Source organism: Reyranella soli (assembly GCF_007992495.1).
GTDB classification, from domain to species: Bacteria; Pseudomonadota; Alphaproteobacteria; order Reyranellales; family Reyranellaceae; genus Reyranella; species Reyranella soli.
Window position 1 is genome coordinate 149,264 of sequence record NZ_BKAJ01000032.1, and the last position, 18,350, is coordinate 167,613.

20 protein-coding genes are annotated in these 18,350 nt (G+C 65.2%); 12 read left to right on the forward strand and 8 right to left on the reverse strand.

Annotated features, from left to right (window positions below):
* The 9 genes from frr to RSO01_RS10175 all read left to right on the forward strand — a co-directional run bounded on the left by frr (position 1) and on the right by RSO01_RS10175 (position 8,517).
* The gene (frr, locus tag RSO01_RS10135) at positions 1-555 is read left to right on the forward strand and encodes a ribosome recycling factor (protein ID WP_147148799.1); all 555 of its coding nucleotides are present in this window, start codon (positions 1-3) and stop codon (positions 553-555) included.
* Positions 555-1,295: an isoprenyl transferase gene (locus tag RSO01_RS10140; RefSeq protein WP_147148801.1), complete on the forward strand. Its 741-nt coding sequence runs from the start codon at positions 555-557 to the stop codon at positions 1,293-1,295. Before frr ends, RSO01_RS10140 begins: the two co-directional genes overlap by 1 nt.
* 37 nt (positions 1,296-1,332) lie before the next feature.
* Positions 1,333-1,971 (forward strand): phosphatidate cytidylyltransferase, encoded by a 639-nt coding sequence (locus tag RSO01_RS10145; RefSeq protein WP_246158273.1) that lies wholly within the window; start codon positions 1,333-1,335, stop codon positions 1,969-1,971.
* Positions 1,962-3,170 carry a 1-deoxy-D-xylulose-5-phosphate reductoisomerase gene (gene dxr / locus RSO01_RS10150; RefSeq protein WP_246158275.1) on the forward strand — a complete coding sequence of 403 codons (1,209 nt, stop codon included), beginning with the start codon at positions 1,962-1,964 and terminating at the stop codon, positions 3,168-3,170. The genes RSO01_RS10145 and dxr overlap by 10 nt, the downstream gene beginning before the upstream one ends.
* A gap of 30 nt (positions 3,171-3,200) precedes the next feature.
* On the forward strand, positions 3,201-4,577 hold the full coding sequence (gene rseP / locus RSO01_RS10155) for an RIP metalloprotease RseP (protein WP_147148803.1): 1,377 nt from the start codon (positions 3,201-3,203) through the stop codon (positions 4,575-4,577).
* A gap of 135 nt (positions 4,578-4,712) precedes the next feature.
* Positions 4,713-7,016 (forward strand): outer membrane protein assembly factor BamA, encoded by a 2,304-nt coding sequence (gene bamA, locus RSO01_RS10160; protein WP_218037300.1) that lies wholly within the window; start codon positions 4,713-4,715, stop codon positions 7,014-7,016.
* 19 nt (positions 7,017-7,035) lie between these two features.
* Positions 7,036-7,515, forward strand: coding sequence for a 3-hydroxyacyl-ACP dehydratase FabZ (gene fabZ, locus RSO01_RS10165; RefSeq protein ID WP_147148806.1), 480 nt, complete (start codon positions 7,036-7,038; stop codon positions 7,513-7,515).
* A gap of 11 nt (positions 7,516-7,526) precedes the next feature.
* A complete protein-coding gene (gene gloA / locus RSO01_RS10170) occupies positions 7,527-7,931 on the forward strand; it encodes a lactoylglutathione lyase (protein WP_147148808.1) in 405 nt (134 codons plus the stop codon).
* Positions 7,932-8,028: 97 nt separating this feature from the next.
* On the forward strand, positions 8,029-8,517 hold the full coding sequence (locus RSO01_RS10175) for a hypothetical protein (RefSeq protein ID WP_147148810.1): 489 nt from the start codon (positions 8,029-8,031) through the stop codon (positions 8,515-8,517).
* Position 8,518: 1 nt separating this feature from the next.
* On the opposite strand, the gene RSO01_RS10180 is transcribed toward RSO01_RS10175, so the two are convergent.
* Positions 8,519-8,728, reverse strand: a complete 210-nt coding sequence (locus tag RSO01_RS10180; protein WP_147148812.1) for a hypothetical protein — start codon at positions 8,726-8,728, stop codon at positions 8,519-8,521.
* An 87-nt stretch (positions 8,729-8,815) separates the two neighbouring features.
* On the opposite strand from RSO01_RS10180, the gene RSO01_RS10185 reads away from it, so the two are divergent.
* From RSO01_RS10185 to RSO01_RS10195, 3 genes are read left to right on the forward strand one after another with little or no spacing between them, the layout of a single operon-like run.
* Complete coding sequence (locus tag RSO01_RS10185) at positions 8,816-9,082, forward strand: acyl carrier protein (protein ID WP_170302968.1); 267 nt, start codon at positions 8,816-8,818, stop codon at positions 9,080-9,082.
* The gene (locus RSO01_RS10190; RefSeq protein ID WP_147148816.1) at positions 9,064-10,716 is read left to right on the forward strand and encodes a fatty acyl-AMP ligase; all 1,653 of its coding nucleotides are present in this window, start codon (positions 9,064-9,066) and stop codon (positions 10,714-10,716) included. Before RSO01_RS10185 ends, RSO01_RS10190 begins: the two co-directional genes overlap by 19 nt.
* Positions 10,717-10,775: 59 nt before the next feature.
* On the forward strand, positions 10,776-11,819 hold the full coding sequence (locus RSO01_RS10195; protein WP_147148819.1) for a tetratricopeptide repeat protein: 1,044 nt from the start codon (positions 10,776-10,778) through the stop codon (positions 11,817-11,819).
* 155 nt (positions 11,820-11,974) lie between these two features.
* On the opposite strand, the gene RSO01_RS10200 is transcribed toward RSO01_RS10195, so the two are convergent.
* From RSO01_RS10200 to RSO01_RS10230, 7 genes are read right to left on the reverse strand one after another with little or no spacing between them, the layout of a single operon-like run.
* Positions 11,975-12,307 (reverse strand): ferredoxin family protein, encoded by a 333-nt coding sequence (locus RSO01_RS10200; protein WP_147148821.1) that lies wholly within the window; start codon positions 12,305-12,307, stop codon positions 11,975-11,977.
* Positions 12,307-13,083 carry an enoyl-CoA hydratase-related protein gene (locus RSO01_RS10205; RefSeq protein ID WP_147148823.1) on the reverse strand — a complete coding sequence of 259 codons (777 nt, stop codon included), beginning with the start codon at positions 13,081-13,083 and terminating at the stop codon, positions 12,307-12,309. Before RSO01_RS10205 ends, RSO01_RS10200 begins: the two co-directional genes overlap by 1 nt.
* The gene (locus tag RSO01_RS10210) at positions 13,080-14,276 is read right to left on the reverse strand and encodes a CaiB/BaiF CoA transferase family protein (protein ID WP_147148825.1); all 1,197 of its coding nucleotides are present in this window, start codon (positions 14,274-14,276) and stop codon (positions 13,080-13,082) included. The genes RSO01_RS10205 and RSO01_RS10210 overlap by 4 nt, the downstream gene beginning before the upstream one ends.
* Complete coding sequence (locus tag RSO01_RS10215) at positions 14,273-15,628, reverse strand: FAD-dependent oxidoreductase (RefSeq protein ID WP_147148827.1); 1,356 nt, start codon at positions 15,626-15,628, stop codon at positions 14,273-14,275. Before RSO01_RS10215 ends, RSO01_RS10210 begins: the two co-directional genes overlap by 4 nt.
* A 25-nt stretch (positions 15,629-15,653) precedes the next feature.
* Complete coding sequence (locus RSO01_RS10220) at positions 15,654-16,499, reverse strand: ABC transporter permease (RefSeq protein ID WP_147148829.1); 846 nt, start codon at positions 16,497-16,499, stop codon at positions 15,654-15,656.
* Positions 16,499-17,263 (reverse strand): ABC transporter ATP-binding protein, encoded by a 765-nt coding sequence (locus RSO01_RS10225; protein WP_147148831.1) that lies wholly within the window; start codon positions 17,261-17,263, stop codon positions 16,499-16,501. The genes RSO01_RS10220 and RSO01_RS10225 overlap by 1 nt, the downstream gene beginning before the upstream one ends.
* A 4-nt stretch (positions 17,264-17,267) precedes the next feature.
* A complete protein-coding gene (locus tag RSO01_RS10230; RefSeq protein ID WP_147148833.1) occupies positions 17,268-18,305 on the reverse strand; it encodes an ABC transporter substrate-binding protein in 1,038 nt (345 codons plus the stop codon).
* Between the last annotated feature and the right edge of the window lie 45 nt (positions 18,306-18,350).

Consider the following 18,350-nt stretch of genomic DNA (forward strand, 5'->3'; position numbering starts at 1 on the left):
ATGACCGCCGATATCAAGGAACTTGAAAAACGCATGCATGGCGCCATGGATGCGCTGAAGAAGGAGCTGGGCGGTCTCAGGACCGGCCGCGCTTCGGTGAACCTGCTCGACCCGGTCATGGTCGACGCTTACGGCCAACGCATGCCCCTGAATCAGGTCGGCACGGTGAGCGCGCCCGAGCCGCGCCTGCTCGCCGTCAACGTCTGGGACAAGGGCCTGGTCGTCTCGGTCGCCAAGGCGATCCGCGAAGCAGGCCTCGGTCTCAACCCGTCGCCGGACGGACAGCTCGTCCGTGTGCCGATTCCCGAGCTCACCGCGGAGCGGCGCGGGGAGCTTGCCAAGCTCGCGCACAAGTATGCCGAGCATGGCCGGGTGGCCGTGCGCAACGTGCGCCGCGACGGCATGGAAGCGCTCAAGAAGCTCGAGAAGGACCACAAGATCTCGCAGGACGAGCACCGCCAGAAGTCCGACGAGGTGCAGAAGCTCACCGACCGCTACGTCAAGCAGGTCGACGAAGTGCTGGCCCACAAGGAAAAAGAGATCAAGACGGTCTGATGTCGACTGCGTCGCTGCCCGCCGCTGCGGACCCGACACCGGGTCCCCACCACGTCGCCATCATCATGGATGGCAATGGACGGTGGGCCAAGGCGCGCGGGCTGCCAAGGGTCGCCGGGCACCGGCGCGGCGCCGATGCGGTGCGCCGCGTGGTGCGTGGGGCGGGCGAGCTCGGCATTCCCGTGCTGACGCTCTTTGCCTTCTCGACCGAGAACTGGACGCGCCCGGCCGACGAGGTCAACGACCTGATGGGCCTGCTGCGCCACTATCTGCGCAACGAGCTCGAGGAGCTGCACAAGAACGGCGCGCGCCTGCGTGTCATCGGCAACCGCGATGGCCTCGCCGCCGACATCGTGCGCGACATCGACGAAGCCCAGAAGATGACGAAGGCCAACGCTCGCATCGACGTCAATATCTGCATCAACTACGGCGCACGTGACGAGATCCTGCAGGCGACGCGGAGCCTGGCGCGCAGTGTCGCCGCGGGCGAACTCGCCGCCGATGGAATCGACGAGGCGCGTTTTGAGCAGGAGCTGTTGACGGCGGGCGTGCCCGATCCGGACCTGCTGATCCGTACGAGCGGCGAGCAGCGCATCAGCAATTTCCTGCTCTGGCAGTGTGCCTACGCCGAGCTGGTGTTCGTCGACACGCTGTGGCCGGATTTCGGGAAGGAGCACCTGGAGCGGGCGATCGCCGAGTTCCGTCGACGTGAACGGCGATATGGCGGCGTCGGCGGCTGACGCCCCAGTCGGGCGTTTCGGGCGGCATCGTAGTCTGGTGCTGCGCATCGTGTCGGCGGTCGTCCTGGGGCCGCTGCTGTTGGCGGCGCTCTGGGTCGGCTTTCCCTGGATCGACCTGGTGGCCGCCGTTGCGGCGCCGCTGTTGCTCTCGGAATGGATCGCGCTGACACGCGGACGATGGCTGCTCCGCCTCCTTGCGATCGTCTACACCCTGGCCGCCATTGTCGCGCTGCTGTGGTTGCGCCATCAGCCGGGGGACGGGCGCGAGACCATCATCTGGATCGTGGCCTGCATCTGGGCGACCGACATCGGCGCCTATGCCGTCGGCCGCGCCGCCGGCGGGGCCAAGCTCGCGCCGCGCATTAGCCCGGGCAAGACCTGGTCAGGGCTCATAGGCGGCATGGCGTGGGCGGCGGTAGCCAGTTCGGGTGTCGGCTACGCCTTTGGCCTGGGGCATACGTTCACCCTGGCCGCCATTGGCGCTGGCCTGGCGGTGGTGGGGCAGGTCGGCGACCTGCTCGAATCGGCGGCCAAGCGCCGGGCCGGCGTGAAGGACAGCGGCACGCTGATCCCCGGCCATGGCGGCCTGCTCGACCGCGTCGATGGGCTCCTGGCTGTCCTCGTCGTTGTGGCGTTGACTAGGCTGATCTTAGATGGAGGGTGGCCATGGACATGACGGGCTGGCACGCGCCTTCCGCCGCGCGGCCGCGCGGCGTGACGATCCTGGGGTCGACCGGGTCGGTCGGTCAGAGCACCGTCGATCTCATTGCCCGCGATCCGGACAGCTATCGGGTCGAGGCGCTGGTCGCCGGCAACTCCGTTGAGGCATTGGCCGAGCAGGCGCGCCGACTGCGGGCGCGCATGGCCGTGGTGGCCAACGAGCAGCGCTACCGGGCGCTCAAGGATGCCCTGGTCGGCACCTCGATTGAGGCGGCGGCCGGCCCGGCTGCCGTCATCGAAGCGGCGGCGCGGCCGGCGGAGTGGGTGATGGCCGCCGTCGTGGGCTTTGCCGGCCTGGAATCGACGCTTGTGGCGGCGCGGCGTGGCGCCATGGTGGCGCTTGCCAACAAGGAAGCGCTGGTGTGCGCCGGCAGGCTTCTAATCGGGGCGATCGAGGAATCGGGCGGCGCACTGCTGCCGGTCGATTCCGAGCACAATGCGATCTTCCAGGTGCTCGAACCGCGCCATCGCCATGCCATCGACCGCCTGATCTTGACGGCGTCCGGCGGGCCGTTCCGCAACTGGGCGCTCGCCGACATGGCCGAGGCCACGCCCGAGCAGGCGTTGGCCCATCCCAATTGGGACATGGGCGCCAAGATCTCGATCGATTCGGCGACCATGATGAACAAGGGCCTCGAGCTGATCGAGGCGCATCTGCTGTTCGGCATGCCGGCCGAGCAGATCGAGATCGTCGTGCACCCGCAATCGGTGATCCATTCCATGGTCGCATACCGCGACGGCTCGGTGCTGGCCCAGCTCGGCACGCCGGACATGCGCGTGCCGATCAGCCATGCGCTGGGCTGGCCGTCGCGCATCGACAGCCCTGCCGAGCGGCTCGATTTCACGACCTTGGCGCCGCTCACCTTCGAGCGGCCCGATTCCGGCCGCTTTCCCTCGCTACGTCTGGCGCGAGAGGCTCTGGCTCTGGGTGGATTTGCACCGACCGTGCTCAATGCGGCCAATGAGGTGGCGGTGGCGGAGTTCCTGGCGCGTCGCATCGGCTTCCTCGACATTGCCCGCGTGGTCGAGGAGGTGCTGGCAACAAGCACCCTGTCGTCGGAGCGGGTGGAATCGGTCCAGCAGGTCCAGGCCGCCGATCGGGAGGCCCGTAGCCGGGCCGAGAAAGCCGTGAAGGGTCGCTTGCTAAGTAATTGAAGTGAAAAGAAATTCGTGGTGTACTGAACCATGTCGCTGTTCACGACCTACCTGCCGTACTTCGTCCTGGTCCTGACGCTTCTCGTGTTCGTCCACGAGTACGGCCATTACTGGGTGGGTCGCCGCTTCGGCATTCATGCTGAAGTCTTTTCCATCGGCTTCGGACCCGAGCTGATCGGCTGGACCGACCGCAACGGCACGCGCTGGAAGATCTCTGCCGTGCCGCTTGGCGGCTACGTGAAGTTCCTCGGCGACAGCGATGCGACGAGCGCAACACCCTCGGGCGAGCCGCTGACGCCCGAGCAGCAAAAGCGCGCCTTCTTCAGCCAGCCACTCTATGCCCGCGCCGCCGTCGTGCTGGGCGGGCCGCTGGCGAATCTTATCTTCGCCTTCGTGGTGCTGACCGCCGTTTTCTTCGTCGCGGGCGAGCCCTATACGCCGACCACGGTTGCCGTGCAGGTCGACGGGCCGGCAGCGAAGGCGGGCCTTCGCACCGGCGATGAGGTCGTGCGGTTGGGGGACAGCCGGGTCAACCGTTACGAGGATATCACCGAGGCGCAGTTCCTCCATCTCAGCAAGCCGATGCCCGTCGAGTATCGACGCGGCAACCAGCTGCTGAAGGGCGTGATCGCTCCGAAGTACTGCGAGCGAACCGACCGGTTCAGCAACACCATGCGGCTCGGCGATTACGGCCTGGACCAGCTGGTCCGGCCCGTGGTCGGCGGCTTCACGGCCGAAAGCCCCGCCGAGGCGGCTGGGCTCAAAGTCGGCGACCTGCTGATGGAGATCGACGGCAAGCCGGTCGACTACTTCTCGCGTATTCCGGAACTGATCGGCGATCGCGCCGGCAGCCCCGTCACCATCGCCTACGATCGCGACGGCAAGCGCGGCGAAGCGGTCGTCACCCCGATCGCCGACAAGGCCGTCGACTGCGCCGGCAAGGAATACACGATCGGCCGCCTGCGCATCCGTCCGGCGAACGTCACCGAGGTCCGCAACCATGGCCTGCTCGGCGCGATGGGCGCCGGCGTGCGCGCCGTGTGGGGCATGACCTCGATGTTCTATACGTCGATGGGTCAGATCCTGACCGCGGCTCGGCCTGTGGATGAATTGGGCGGACCGATCCGCATCGCCAAGGCGGCGGGCGAGGCGTCCTATGCCGGGTGGGCGGGTATTCTCAATCTTGTCATTGCCTTGTCGGTCGTGCTGGGCATCTTCAATCTCTTGCCGGTGCCGATGCTCGATGGCGGTCACCTGGCGATGTATCTCTACGAAGCTGTGCGCGGCAAACCGCTCAGCCTACGTGCACAGGAACTCGGTCTGAAGGTAGGCTTCAGCTTGGTGATCGGTCTCGCGCTGCTGGCGACCTTTAACGACATAAAGCAGATCCTGCGCATGTTCACGTAAGCCTTTGCTGCGGTCACGTGACGCGATCTCCGGGCTGCGGACAACCGGGGACAAAGGGGTAGCTAAGTGCGTATTGCCGGTTTATGAAATTGCGGTCCTGAAACTGGCCGGCAGGTCGTCTGGGAGATGCCCGGGGTGAGATTGATCGTTCGTTGGGCTGTTCTGGCCGTTGCGGCAATTCTGACGTTCGGCACGGCGGCGCATGCGCAGCGTGGGCCCGCCGCTGCGCCCGCTGGCGGCACGATCACGGGCGTGCAGATCCAGGGCAATGTGCGTGCCGAGCCGGAGACCATCCGCTCCTACCTGCAGCTCAAGGAAGGGCAACCCTACGATCATGCGGCTGCCGACCGGTCGCTGAAGGCGCTGTTCGGCACCGGCCTTTTTTCCGACGTCACGATCGAGATGCAGGGCTCGACCCTGGTCGTGAAGGTCGTGGAAAACCCCATCATCAATCGCGTCGCCTTCGAAGGTAACCGCAAGATCGAGGACGACAAGCTGCGCGACGAGGTGCAGTCCAAGCCGCGCCAGGTCTTCACGCGCGCCCGTGTGCAGGCCGACGTCGAACGCATCCTGACGATCTATCGGCGCAGCGGCCGCTACAACGCCTCGGTCGAACCCAAGGTCATCAAGCTCGACCAGGGCCGCGTCGATCTCGTGTTCGAGATCAACGAAGGCGACGTCACCGGCGTGCAGCGCATCAGCTTCGTCGGCAACGAGGCGTTCAGCGACGGCACGCTGCGCGGCAAGATCAGGACCAGCGAGAGCGCCTGGTACCGCTTCCTGTCATCCGACGACCGCTACGATCCCGATCGCCTCAATCTCGATCGCGAGCTGCTGCGCAAGTTCTACCTCTCGGAGGGCTACGCCGACTTCCGCGTCGTGTCGGCGGTGGCCGAACTCGCGCCCAATCGCGAAGGCTTCTTCATCACCTTCACAATCAGCGAGGGCGACCGCTACAAGTTCGGCAAGGTCGAGGTGTCGACTCGCTTCCAGGGCCTCGATGTCGACGTGCTGCAGAGTTACCTGACCATGTCGGAAGGCGAGTGGTACGACGCCGACGAGGTCGAGAAGTCGGTGACGGCGCTGCAGGACATCGTTGGTTCGCTGGGCTACGCCTTCGTCGAGGTGCGCCCCAACATCCGGCGCAACAAGGACAATCTCACCGTCGACGTCACCTTCGAGATCCAGGAAGGTCCGCGCGTCTACGTCGAGCGCATCAACATCTCGGGCAACACGCGCACGCTGGACAAGGTGATCCGCCGCGAGTTCCGCCTGGCCGAGGGCGATGCCTTTTCGACCGCCAAGGTGCGGCGCAGCCAGCAGCGCCTGAAGAACCTCGGCTTCTTCGAGAAGGTCGACATCTCCGCACAGCCCGGCTCGGCGCCGGACAAGACCAACCTCGAGGTCCAGGTGGTCGAGCAGAGCACCGGCGATATCTCGTTCGGCGCCGGCTTCTCGACGACATCGGGCGTACTGGGCGACATCGCGATCAAGGAGCGCAACCTGCTCGGCAAGGGCCAGGAACTGCGGCTCGGCGTGTCGATCGGTACCTTGAGCACCTTGATCGACTTGAGCTTCACCGAGCCTTACTTCCTGGACCGCCCGATGGCGGCAGGCTTCGACATCTTCCGCACCTCCAACGACCGCCAGGCGGTGGCCTCGTACAGCGACCGCAGCATCGGCTTCGCGCTGCGCGCCGGCTGGGCCTATACCGAGCACTTGCGGCAGAACGTCCGCTACACGCTGCGCCAGACCGACATCTACAACGTGCAGCCCTGGGCCTCGACCATCGTGCAGCTCAACGCCGGCACCTCGGTCGTCAACGAGGTCTCCGAGACCCTCGCCTGGGACACCCGCGACACCCGCCTCAACACGACCAAGGGCTTCCTGCTGCGCAACTCGATGGCAGTGGCGGGGCTGATCGGCACCGAGCAGTACTATCGAACGACGGCCGATGCGGTTTACTACCAGAGCATCTTCGAGGACGTCGTCGCCTCGATCGGCGGCTCGGCCGGCATGGTGCTGCCCTACAACGCCTCCTCGCTCAGGCTGAACAACCTGTTCTTCATTGGCGGCGATACGCTGCGCGGCTTCGCGGTCGGTGGCATCGGACCACGCGATTCGATCACTGCCGACGCGTTGGGCGGCACCTACTTCTATACCGCCACGACCGAGCTCAGCTTCCCGCTGGGCCTGCCCAAGGAAATCGGCATCTTCGGCAAGGCCTTCGTGGATGTCGGCTCGCTGTGGGGTCTGGGCGGGCCGGCGATCTACAGCAACACGGTGCTGACCAGCAATACCATGCGCATTTCGACCGGCGTCGGCGTCCAATGGATTTCGCCCTTTGGGCCGATCCGTATAGACTACGCCTTCCCGCTGCAGCAGGACCCTTGGGACAAGACGGAGGCCATCCGCTTCAGCTTCGGCACGCGCTTCTGATTGGGGGAATGGCGCCAGGATGAACATGCAAACCGACAAGACCAGCATGGCGGGGACCACGACGGCGACCGTCGCCGACATCAAGCGGATCCTGCAGCTGATCCCGCACCGCTATCCCATGCTGATGGTCGACCGGGTAACCGAGATGCGGCTCGACAGCAGCGCCATCGGCATCAAGAACGTCAGCATCAACGAGCCCTTCTTCCAGGGCCACTTTCCGTCCGAGCCGGTGATGCCGGGCGTGCTGATCATCGAGGCCATGGCCCAGACCGCCGCCGTGCTGGTCATGTCGAGCCTCGGCCAGGAGGCCGACGGCAAGCTGGTCTATTTCATGTCGATCGACGACGTGCGCTTTCGCCGGCCGGTCGTGCCCGGCGACCGCCTGGAGCTGCATGTCGAGAAGATCCAGAGCCGGGCCAATGTCTGGAGGTTCTCCGGCAAGGGGATTGTCGAAGGCAAGGTCTCGGCCGAGGCGACCTTCGCCGCCATGATCAGATAGAGGAGGGGACGATGCCCGACGCCGTAACCAACGCCCGCATGCTGCACACGATGATCCGGGTGCACGATCTCGACAAGTCGATCGCCTTCTATACCGGCCCGATGGGCATGAAGCTTCTGCGCAAGCGCGACGTGCCCGAGGGCAAGTACACGCTGGCCTTCGTCGGCTACGGCGACGAGAGTGAACACTGTGCCGTCGAGCTCACCTACAACTATGGCCATGAGCCCTACGAGCTCGGGTCGGGCTTCGGCCATCTCGCGGTCGGCGTTCCCGACGTCGCCGGGATGTGCGCCGAGGTCGCCAAGGCCGGCGGCAAGGTCACGCGCGCACCCGGGCCGGTGAAGTTCGGCACAACCGTGATCGCCTTCGTCGAGGATCCGGACGGTTACAAGATCGAGCTGATCGAGCGCAAGTAACCTCATGCTCTTCCGGACTGCGCGCTCATGATCATGAGCGCGCAGGATGCGCGCGGTCCAGAAGACTCTGTTCACCAACCCATGTGATCCAGCCGTCATGATGAAGCTTGCGCGATTCGTTTGCCTCTCGAGCCTTGTTGTCGGCCTGCTCGCCGGCGGAGATGGATCGGCAAACGCGGCGGATTGCGAAGCCACCATCGGCAAATACATGATCGGCCAGGCGCTGCTGGCGGCCAACTACGTCGCTGCCGCCGAGAAGGCCGGCATGAAGCCGGCCGAGATCAACGCCGCGCTGAAGGACATTGCCGCGAGCTCGCCGATCGAGGAGTTCTGGATCACCGATTCCAACGGCCGTGCCTATCTCACCAACACCGGCATCGATTTCACTTTCAATCGCGATCCGGCCACGCAGCCGCAGGCTTCGGCCTTCTGGCGGCTGATCGCCGGCACGGCGACGGTGGTGGTGCAACCAGCGCAGAAGCGCGAGATCGACAACCGCGTCTTCAAGTATGTCGGCGTGGCCGGGGTCGACAAGCCGCGCATCGTCCAGGTCGGCGTCAGCGCCGATAACCTGGCCTGTCGCTAGATCAGGCGTCGTCCTCCCGAATCGCCGGCATACGCGAGCCTTCCCGGGGCTTGATCGTGCAGCGCATGAGTGCGCCGGCAAGGCCGTCGCCATGACCCAGTGTCGCCGGCAGATCAGAAATCTCGAACCGCCGCCACACCAAGGCGAAGCCGATCGATTTTCCATTGCTGGGCTCCTCTCCGAGCGAGAGGGCAGGCACGTCGGTGGGCATTCGCATGCCGGCCAGGCGGTACGGCTCTGGACGATGCCGGCGTGTACGCCGTAGCATCGTCGCAATCTTACATACTTGGGGCCACCTTTGGAAAATCTGAATGAAGTAGTTCAGTGGGTGCGAGCCGAGCTGGCCCAAGTCCTCGATCGTCCGATCGAGGAAATCGATTCGAAGCAGAACTTCTCTCGACTCGGCGTGGACTCCGCTACGGCCACGCACCTCATGATCGCATTGGAAGATGCGTTGCAGGTCGAGCTCGATCCTGATGTCGTTGACCGGCTGTTCACGATCGATTCACTTGCTGCCTATGCCTTCAACCTGACCCGGGGCCAAGAGTGGAAGCCGCCGCAGTGAATATCGGTCGACGGCTCCTTCATTTGGCCGAACGAACGCCGGACGCTCCAGCTTTCGAGTTCGCCACGCGCGAAACGAAGATCGACAACCGGCTGACCTTTGGTAGTTTGGCCGCAAGATCAACTGCGCTCGCCGCGCAGCTACAGGTATTGGATGGCCGCGGCAAACGAGCCGCGCTCATCTTCTCTCCGGGTCTCGACTTCATGGTGGCATTGCTCGGCTGCATGCTTGCAGGGGTCATTGCCGTGCCCATGGCGCTACCGCGCCGACTTGCATCGCGCGATTCGGCGGATGCCATCATCCAGAACTGCACGCCGCATTTTGTTCTCACGACAAAAGCTCTGGTAACCCGTCTGAGCGCCGGCCTCGCCGACCGCCCACAGTGGCAAGGACGCACCTGGTTGGTGACCGATGCCGACGCCGAATACACCGCAATAGCAGCGAACTTCACGCCCACGCCGATCGATATTGCCATTTTGCAATACACCTCCGGTTCCACTTCAGCGCCAAAGGGCGTGATGGTCAGTCACGCCAATCTTCTCAGCAATCTCTCCATGATGCGGAAGTCCTTTGGTACATCGAGCGCTTCGACTTTCGCGTGCTGGGTTCCGTTGTTCCATGACATGGGATTGGTGGCGAATGCGTTGCATGCTTTGTTCGTCGGCGGTCGTTGCATTCTGATGGCTCCGTTGTCATTCATGCAGCGGCCGTTAGCCTGGCTGAAGGTGATCTCCGACCATCGGGTAGACGTCGCCGGGTGTCCCAATTTCGGCTATGACCATTGCGTCGACTACCTGCGGAATCGTCCCGTTGAGGGAATCGACCTGTCGTCCTGGCGAGTGGCGTTCAATGGCGCCGAGCCCATCCGGTCGGCGACTCTCGACCGGTTCGCGACCGCTTTCGCCCCATTCGGTTTCGACCGACGCGCGCTCTTTCCCTGCTACGGGATGGCCGAAGCCACTGTCATCATTTCAGGCAAGACCGATCGCAATGGTCCCGTACTCGAGTGCAGGGTCGGTAACAGGTCGCTCGTAAGCTGTGGGAGCGCCCTTGACGGCGAGGAAGTCGCGGTGGTGCATCCCGACACCTGCTCCAGGCAGGCCGCCGGCATTGAGGGCGAAATCTGGGTGCGCGGCCCACACATCGCGGCAGGTTATTGGGAGAATGCCGAGGCCACCGCCACGAACTTCAATGCCTGCGTCGAGGGTGAAGACGGGGGATGGTTGCGGACTGGAGATTTGGGATTCCTCGACGCGCGCGGCGAACTTTTCGTCACAGGGCGGTTGAAGGACCTGATTGTCGTGCGCGGACAGAACTATTACCCACAGGACATCGAGCTCTCCGTACAGGAGGGGCATGCCGCATTCGGGCAACAACTCGGTGCGGCTTTCGTCGCACCTGCGGGTCGCAACGAGTCGGCGGTCGTCGTGGTACAAGAGGCCGATCACCGCCTGCTCCGGCTGGCCTCGCCGGGCGAGCTTGAGGCGGCTGTCCGTGAAGCGGTCGCGCTGGATCATGGTCTTGCAGTGCATAAGGCCGTCATCGTGGCGCCCGGCGCCGTGCCGCGTACGACAAGCGGAAAGGTTCAGAGAGCCAAGGCGCGTGCGCTATGGTTGGCTGGCTTTTTTGGGTGAGATCGGATCGTATGTCAGGTGCACCCCAGGTTTTCGAGATTTTTAGGAGTGCGCAGTTGGTGGCGCGTGCCGTGCTGGGCATGTCGGCTGATCGATGCGTTGTGACGTTTTCACCGTTCGATGACAATCGCTCACTGGGTCGTCCCGGCTTCGAGCAGGGTTCCTTCCGCAAATCTCGAATAGATGCCATTCATGTAATCCCCGGAGGAAATCAAGGGTATCAGTACCCGGAGCTTCCGCAATTGTGCTCGCAGATAGCGGAAGTGACGGCGACCTATGAGCACGTCGTTGCTTATGGGTCGAGCATGGGCGGATATGCAGCAATACGGTACGGAGGATGGGCTGGAGCCCATGTAGCCCTTGCCCTGTCACCTCAGTTCACACTTGATCCTTCGCAGCGGCCTTACGATGGACGTTGGCGGAAGCATGTCAAAGAGGTTCGGTTTCTGCACGAGCACGGGAACAATGCCGTCAGGCAAGCCATCGTATTGTATGATCCATCGGATGACTACGATTGTGCTCACGCAGGGCTTCTCCACACGATCACAAACGTCGTCGCTGTGCCTCTGCCCGGAAGCGGTCATCCAAGCACCAGCTTCCTCTCCGAACTGGATTTACTTCATCGGATTGCTATCGAGGTCTGTTATGAGAGGTTCGTCCCCGAGCCTTTCCTCGCGGAAGTTAACCGTCGACGAGAAGAGTCGCCGCAATTTCATGTTGTGCGTGCATTGCGCGCGCGCAATCGCAAGGAGCGGTATCGCCTCATATCTCAGGCAGCAGCGCGCACGCCAACGCACTCGGGGACACTTCACGCTCTTGCTGAGATAGCCATTGAGGCAGGATTTCCGGAAGTAGCCCTGGACGCATTGGACAGAACTACAAGGGCGGAGCCGGGACGTACGCAGTATCTGCGCAGTCTGGCTCACGAGAAGGCCGGCCAGCTCGAGCAGGCCATCGAGATCATGGAAGAGCTGTGCCGGCCCAACACCGAATCGCCAGTCTATCGGTCGGCATTGTCGAGGCTCAAGCGACGAAGGACGCTTCAGGCGTGGGTACGCCAGCCCTGGCGATGGCTTGCGCGCCGCCGCCATGCCAATGACTAGACTCGCCGTGATGATGAAGGGAGCCAGTGCAGCCGGCTCAGAAGCGCGAGATCGACAATCGCATCTTCAAGTATGTCGGCGTGGCCGGGGTCGACAAGCCGCGCATCGTCCAGGTCGGCGTCAGCGCCGACAACCGGGTCTGCAAGTGGGCTGCTTCAGGGTTTGCCGACGCGAAAGGCCCCGACGAGGGGAGCGTCGAGCTTGCTGACGTGGTCAAGGGTAATGCCGCCGGGACTTCCCCAACCGGTGACCCCGGCTCCGAAGAATTCGACGTTGGCGGCAATGAAGGCCTGCTCCGCAGCCGGCACGTCGGCATCCTCATAGATCGCCTGCACCGGGCAGACCGAGACGCAGATGCCGCAATTGATGCACTCGTCGGGCTGGATGTACATCATGCGGCCGCCCTCGTAGATGCATTCTACGGGGCAGACTTTCTGGCAGATGCCGTCCTTCACGTCGATGCAGGTCGAGGTGACGACATAGGTCATTAGCGGCCCTGCCACTGCGGCGGGCGCTTCTCGATGAACGCCTGCACGCCTTCATCCTGATCCGTCGACTGGAGGGCAGCGACCAGAGCGGGCAGGCGCAGCTGCTGTGCCTCTCGCGGCGAGAGGCCGGCGCCGCTGCGCACCATCTGCTTGATCGCCTTGACCGAGAGCGGCGCGCAGGCAAGGACGTCGGCAAGCCAACGCTCGACCGCTGCGTCGAGATCGGCCGGAGGCACGACTTCGTTGACCAGGCCGAGGCGCAGCGCCTCTGCCGCCGGCACGCGCCGGCCGGTCAGCAGCATGCCCATCGCCCAGACGTGCGGGATGCGCCGCGGCAGGATGGCGATTCCGCCGTCCAGCGCCAGCCGCCCAACGCGCGGTTCGGGCAAGCCGAAGCTGGCATTCTCGGCGGCGACGACGATATCGCAGCCCAGCACCATCTCCATGCCGCCGCCCAGGGCGTGGCCGTTGACGCGGGCGATCACCGGGACATCGAGGGTATCGCGCAACGCCAGGCCGCCGAAGCCGCCGGGCCGCGCCGCTGCCCAGTATTCCAGTCCGGTCTTGTTGCCGCTCTGCTTCATGTCGGCGCCGGTGCAGAAGGCGCGCTCGCCGGCGCCGGTGAGAACGACGCAGCGCACCTGTTCGTCGCGTTCTATAGCCGACCAGATGTGCATCAGCTCGGCTTCGGACGCCTCGTCGATGGCGTTCATGCGGTCGGGGCGGTCGATCGTGACGCGCGCGACGTGGTTCTCCACGGCAAAGCGGATGGTCATGAAAGCACCTTGCCCTTGCGCAGCTCGGCGATGCGGTCGGGCGCGTAGCCCAGCTCGCCCAGGATCTCCGAACCATGCTCGCCGAGGCTTGGCGGCGCATGGCGCAGCCGGAACGCCGAGGCGTCCATGGTGATCGGCGAGGCGACCAGCTTCAGCGGCTCGTTGCGGCCGCTGCCGTTGGCGTCGAGCGACACGATCATGTTGTTCGCGGCGGTCTGATCCGACGACAGCGCCTCGCCCAGGGTCTGCACCGGCGCGCACAGGAGATCCTGCTCTTCGAGCCTGGCGAGCCAGTGTGCCGTCGTGTCGGTCGAGAGCTTGCTGCGGAACAGGCGGTGCAGTTCTGCCTTGTTCTCCACCTGCTTGGCGAAGGTGGCGTAGTTCTGGTCAGCCGACAGGTCGGGCAAGCCCAGCGCGCGGCAGATGTCCTGCAGCGGATTGGCCTTGAAGGCGCCGACGATCACCAGCGCGCCGTCGGTGGTCACGAACACGCCGGTTAGCGGGAAGGCGCCCCAGTTCAGCTCGCGCTTGCGCTGCAGCCACATCGCTGCTTCCTGCATCTGCATGGCGAGCATGGAATCGTAGAGCGACACCGAGAGGGCCTGCCCGACGCCGGTCTTCTCACGCTGCATCAGGGCGAGAAGAATGCCCTGCACGAGATGCATTCCGGCCGAATAGTCCGCCAGCGCCGTGGCATAGACCGACGTCGGCAGACTTTGGTCGGGCTTGCGCGCCATCACGCCGCTCAGCGCCTGGGCCAGGATGTCCTGGCCGCCCTTGTGCGACAGCGGTCCGCTCTGGCCGAAGCCCGAACCGAAGGCGCAGATGATGCGTGGGTTTATCTTGGAGAGCGCCTCGTAGCCGAAGCCCATGCGGTCCATGACGCCGGCGCGGAAATTGTTCACCACCACGTCGGCGGTCTTCACCAGATCATAGACGACCGCCTTGCCGGCCTCGCCGCGCAGGTCGAGGGCGATCGAGCGCTTGTTGCGGTTGAGGCTTCTGAACACTGGATTGTTGAGCCCATCCGGATCGTCGGCCAGCGACGTCCTTGACAGGTCGCCCGCGCCTGGCCGCTCGATCTTGACGACGTCGGCGCCGTAGTCGGCGAGCATTTGCGTGGCGCACGGTCCCATCATGACCTGCGTGAAATCGAGCACTTTTATGCCGGTGAGGGGCTGGGCGGCAGTCATTCGGCGGCCCTCAGGACGGTGGCGTTGGCTGCCGGTCGGTCTCCCGGATCGGCGCCGCGGTCGCGCAGGCGAGCCTGCAGCTTGCCGACGTCGACGCGGTCGAGCGCGACATCGCCTTCCAGCGCCAGCGCCGCCGCTTCGCCCGCGGCCTCGCCCATCGCCATGCAGGGCGGGATCTCGCGCGACATGCGCTGGGCCGACGAGGTCGCTGAATAATGCCGGCCGGCGACGATCAGGCCCTTGATCTCGCGCGGCAGCAGCGCGCGGTAGGGCGTGTAGTAGTCGCGGCCGCGCGCCACGCTGTCGGCGAAGTGCCGGCGTTCGGTCACGTCCTCCTTGGTCACGACATAGAGGCCCTCGAGCAGCCGGGTCTGGCGGATGCCGAGCTGGGGCGCCACGTCGACCACGAAGCAGTCGCGGAAGCCTGGCATCTTCTCGTGCAGATAATCGACCAGCTTGGCGATCCGCTTGCGGCCCTCGAAGTCGGCGCGCGTGAGGTCGTCGACCTTGAGGCCGTCGTAGTTGGCCATGTGCGGGCAGTTGCACCAGACGACGCCGGGCAGCGGCGTCTTCAGCCACCACTTGTCCCACGAGCCGCCGATCAGGCGCTTGGCCTCGCGGTCGATCGCCTTGAACGCCTCGGGCTCCTCGTATTCGAAGCGCTCGGCCGCCTCGACCTCGACGCCGCCCAGGCGAAACACGGTGGTGACGATGTAGGCGCCTTCGATGAACGGCGCGCCGGCCGAGGCGGCGACGTCGAGATCGCCGGTGGCGTCGACGACGATCTTGCCGAGGATCGCCTGGCGGCCTTCCTTGCTCTCGCAGACGACGCCCTTGATCACGCCATCCTCGACGATGGCGCGGCTGAACCAGCTATGCAGGCGCAGATTGACCTTGGCCTCGGCGATCATGTCGTTGGACACGCGCTTGAAGCCGTCGGGATCGAAGGCCGCGGCATAGACGATGGGCTGCGGCTTCAGGTGCGAGGTGAAATCGAACACGCCCCAACGCGACCATTTGTGCCACATAGCGGCATCGGACCGGCGATCGGCTTCAGGCGGTGTCACCGCGAGCCCAAGCCGCTCCAGCCGCGCGATGAGGTCGGCACAGAGGCCGCGCACGGCGATCTCCTGGCCATTGCACATGTCGTCGAGCACCAGGACCATGCCGCCGGAGGCGAGGCCGCCAAGATACGGGTAGCGCTCGAGCAAGGTGACGCTGAGGCCGTTGCGCGCGCCGGCCAGCGCCGCGGCGATCCCGGCCGGGCCGCCGCCGACGACCACGAGATCGGATACCGCAGCGACGGGCGCTTGGCCGGCCGGCTCGCTGATGAACTGGGGGGTCGAGGTCATGAGGCCTCCTTGGCTGATGAGGGGATCAGGCGTTGTGCGCTACGTTCCAGCGCAGCAGGCGCTTCTCGGCGAGCGAGATGACGCCGAAGAACAGGGCCGAGAAAGTCGAGCCGACGACGATGGTGGCGTAGAGCAACGGCGAATCGAAATTGTAGGTCGACTGGATGATCAGCGCGCCGATGCCCTTGGTCGATCCGATCCACTCGCCGACGATGGCGCCGATCACGGCGGTGGACGCGGCGATCTTCAGCGCGGAGAACAGGTAGGGGAGCGCGTTGGGCACGCGGATGCGCAGGAAGACCTCGCGCGGCGTGGCCGACAGGATGCGCATCAGCTCGAGCTGCTCGGCGCGCACGTCGCGCAGGCCGCGCGTCATGTTCACGAGCGTCGGGAAGAAGCAGATGATGGCGGCTATGGCGATCTTGGGTTCCATCCCATTGCCCAGCAGCAGCACCAGGATCGGCGCCTTGGCGACGACCGGGATGGTGTTGACCATCACGGCGATGGGGAACAGCGCCTCTTCCATGGTCTTGCGATAGACGAAGGCGGTGGCGAGCGTGATGGCGGCCAGGTTGCCCAGGATGAAGCCTGAGACGGCCTCGATCGCCGTCGGCAGCAGATTGGCCATCAGCATGTCGAAGCGATCGTAGAGCACTTTGGCCACCGCCACCGGCGAGGGCGCGATGAACGGTTGGATGTCGAAGATCTCGACCGCCTGCCACCACAGCAGCAGGAAGATGGCCACTGCGGCGACCGGCAGCAGGCGGCCGCGCCAAGCGAGATAGCGCTTGTGGGCGCGGAAGCGCGCCTGCGCCTCGGCGTCCTCGGCGAAGGCGGTGGCCATGGTGACCGGTTCGGCCTGGTTCGCCATCAGCAGGTCTCCAGCACGCGGCGCAAATGGCCGGCGAGGGCCACGAACTCCGGCGTCTCGCGCATCGCCAGCCGCCGCGGCGTCGGCAGGGTGACCGGCACCAGCTCTCGCACCCGGCCCGGCCGGGCCGCCAGCAGCAGCACCTTCTGGCCGAGGAAAGCCGCCTCGTAGATCGAATGGGTGACGAACACGATCGTGGTTCCGGTCGATTCCCAGACCTGCAGCAGTTCCTCGTTCAGGCGATCGCGGGTGATTTCGTCGAGGGCGCCAAACGGCTCGTCCATCAGCAGCAGCCGCGGGCCCGAGACCAGGGCGCGGGCGATTGCCACGCGCTGGCGCATGCCGCCCGACAGCTCATGCGGATAGGCCTGCTCCCAGCCGGTAAGGCCGACCAGGGTCAGCAGGTCCTGCGGCGAGCGCGCGCCGGGCAGGGCCTTGCCGCCGCCCACTTCGAGCGGCAGCGTGACGTTCTCGAGCACGGTGCGCCACGGCAGGAGAGCGGCGTCCTGGAAGACGAAGCCGATCTCGCGGTTCTGCCGCGCGGTCGCGGGCGCATCGTCCAGCACGGAGATCCGTCCGCCGGTGGGCTCGATCAGGTCGGCCATCACCCGCAGCAAGGTCGACTTGCCGCAACCCGAGGGGCCGAGCAGGGTGAGGAAGCTGCCGCGCGGGATCGTGAGATCGATGTTTTCCAGCGCTGTGACCGTGCCGCGCTCCGTGGTGAAGCGTACGGTGATCCGCTCGCACTGAACGGCGATGGCCATCGGCTCAGCCGACCTTGGCGCGGGCGCCCTTGGTGGCTTCGAGGATCTTGGTGGTGATCACGTCCTCGAGCTTGGGGGCGCCGGCGGAGAACTGCTTCAGGTCGTCGTAGAGCGCGATCTGCTCCTGCCAGATCGCCGGGTCGAAGGCGCCCCAGCCGTTGGCCTGCGTGTTGGCATTGAAGGCGAAGGTGAGCAGCACCTTGCTGCCCTCGACCTCGTCGGCGAGGTTGAGGTTGGAGTACTCCTTGACCAGCATCGCCGCGGCCTTGTCGGGATTCTTGAGCGCATATTCCCAGCCGCGCGACGCGGCGCGGACATAGGCGGCGAGCATCTCGGGCTTCTTCTCGATCGTGGTCTTGGTCGCGTAGTAGGGCAGTGCATAGAGCCGCACGCCGGCGTCCCACAGGCGGAGGTCGATGCGGTCGGGGCCGAGCGGCTTCAAGGTCGTGGTGTTGGTGATCCAGCCGCTCACCACATCGGTCTGGCCGGTCAGGATCGGCGTCATCTCCGAGCCGATGATCACGATCTCGACGTCCTTCTCGGCGATGCCGTGCTTCTTCATCAGCGCATTCAGGAGGACCTTGGCGGTCGCCTGGATGCCGACCTTCTTGCCGATGAAGTCCTTGGGCGCCCGTACCGGCTTCTTGGGCAGCGAGAAGTAGGCGTAGGGATGCTGCTGCAGGCCGGTGGCGAAGCACATCACCGGGATCTTCTGCGAGGCCGCCAGCATCAGCGAGGGGCTGGACGAGACCTGGCCGATGTCGTGACGTCCCGAGGCGACGACGGCGACGCCGTCGATGCTGGGCCCGCCGGGATGGATCACGACGTTGAGCTTCTCCTCCTCGAAGTAGCCGAGCTGCTTGGCGGCGATCTCGCCGATCTGGTTGTTGCCGGCGAGCCAGCCGAGCTGGAGATTGACGGTCTGGGTCTTGGCCTGGGCGAAGCCGCCTGAGGGCAGGAGGCCGGCGGCGGCGAAGCCGGTGGCCGCGGCTCCGGTCTTGAGCAGTGAGCGGCGGCGGATGCTGGAACCGAGCTGGCGCATGGCGACTTCCCCTTCGTCGTTCCCCGGTGAAACGCTATTGACGCG

Bases quoted from the DNA above. Each gene is read 5' to 3' on its own strand.
- RSO01_RS10180 (WP_147148812.1), bottom strand. From the start codon at position 8,728: ATGCCCACCGACGTGCCTGCCCTCTCGCTCGGAGAGGAGCCCAGCAAT.
- RSO01_RS10205 (WP_147148823.1), bottom strand. From the start codon at position 13,083: ATGACCATCCGCTTTGCCGTGGAGAACCACGTCGCGCGCGTCACGATC.
- dxr (WP_246158275.1), top strand. From the start codon at position 1,962: ATGGACATGACGGGCTGGCACGCGCCTTCCGCCGCGCGGCCGCGCGGC.
- RSO01_RS10200 (WP_147148821.1), bottom strand. From the start codon at position 12,307: ATGACCTATGTCGTCACCTCGACCTGCATCGACGTGAAGGACGGCATC.
- rseP (WP_147148803.1), top strand. From the start codon at position 3,201: ATGTCGCTGTTCACGACCTACCTGCCGTACTTCGTCCTGGTCCTGACG.
- RSO01_RS10215 (WP_147148827.1), bottom strand. From the start codon at position 15,628: ATGACCTCGACCCCCCAGTTCATCAGCGAGCCGGCCGGCCAAGCGCCC.
- RSO01_RS10225 (WP_147148831.1), bottom strand. From the start codon at position 17,263: ATGGCCATCGCCGTTCAGTGCGAGCGGATCACCGTACGCTTCACCACG.
- RSO01_RS10175 (WP_147148810.1), top strand. From the start codon at position 8,029: ATGATGAAGCTTGCGCGATTCGTTTGCCTCTCGAGCCTTGTTGTCGGC.
- fabZ (WP_147148806.1), top strand. From the start codon at position 7,036: ATGAACATGCAAACCGACAAGACCAGCATGGCGGGGACCACGACGGCG.
- RSO01_RS10230 (WP_147148833.1), bottom strand. From the start codon at position 18,305: ATGCGCCAGCTCGGTTCCAGCATCCGCCGCCGCTCACTGCTCAAGACC.
- RSO01_RS10140 (WP_147148801.1), top strand. From the start codon at position 555: ATGTCGACTGCGTCGCTGCCCGCCGCTGCGGACCCGACACCGGGTCCC.
- RSO01_RS10210 (WP_147148825.1), bottom strand. From the start codon at position 14,276: ATGACTGCCGCCCAGCCCCTCACCGGCATAAAAGTGCTCGATTTCACG.
- gloA (WP_147148808.1), top strand. From the start codon at position 7,527: ATGCCCGACGCCGTAACCAACGCCCGCATGCTGCACACGATGATCCGG.
- RSO01_RS10220 (WP_147148829.1), bottom strand. From the start codon at position 16,499: ATGGCGAACCAGGCCGAACCGGTCACCATGGCCACCGCCTTCGCCGAG.
- frr (WP_147148799.1), top strand. From the start codon at position 1: ATGACCGCCGATATCAAGGAACTTGAAAAACGCATGCATGGCGCCATG.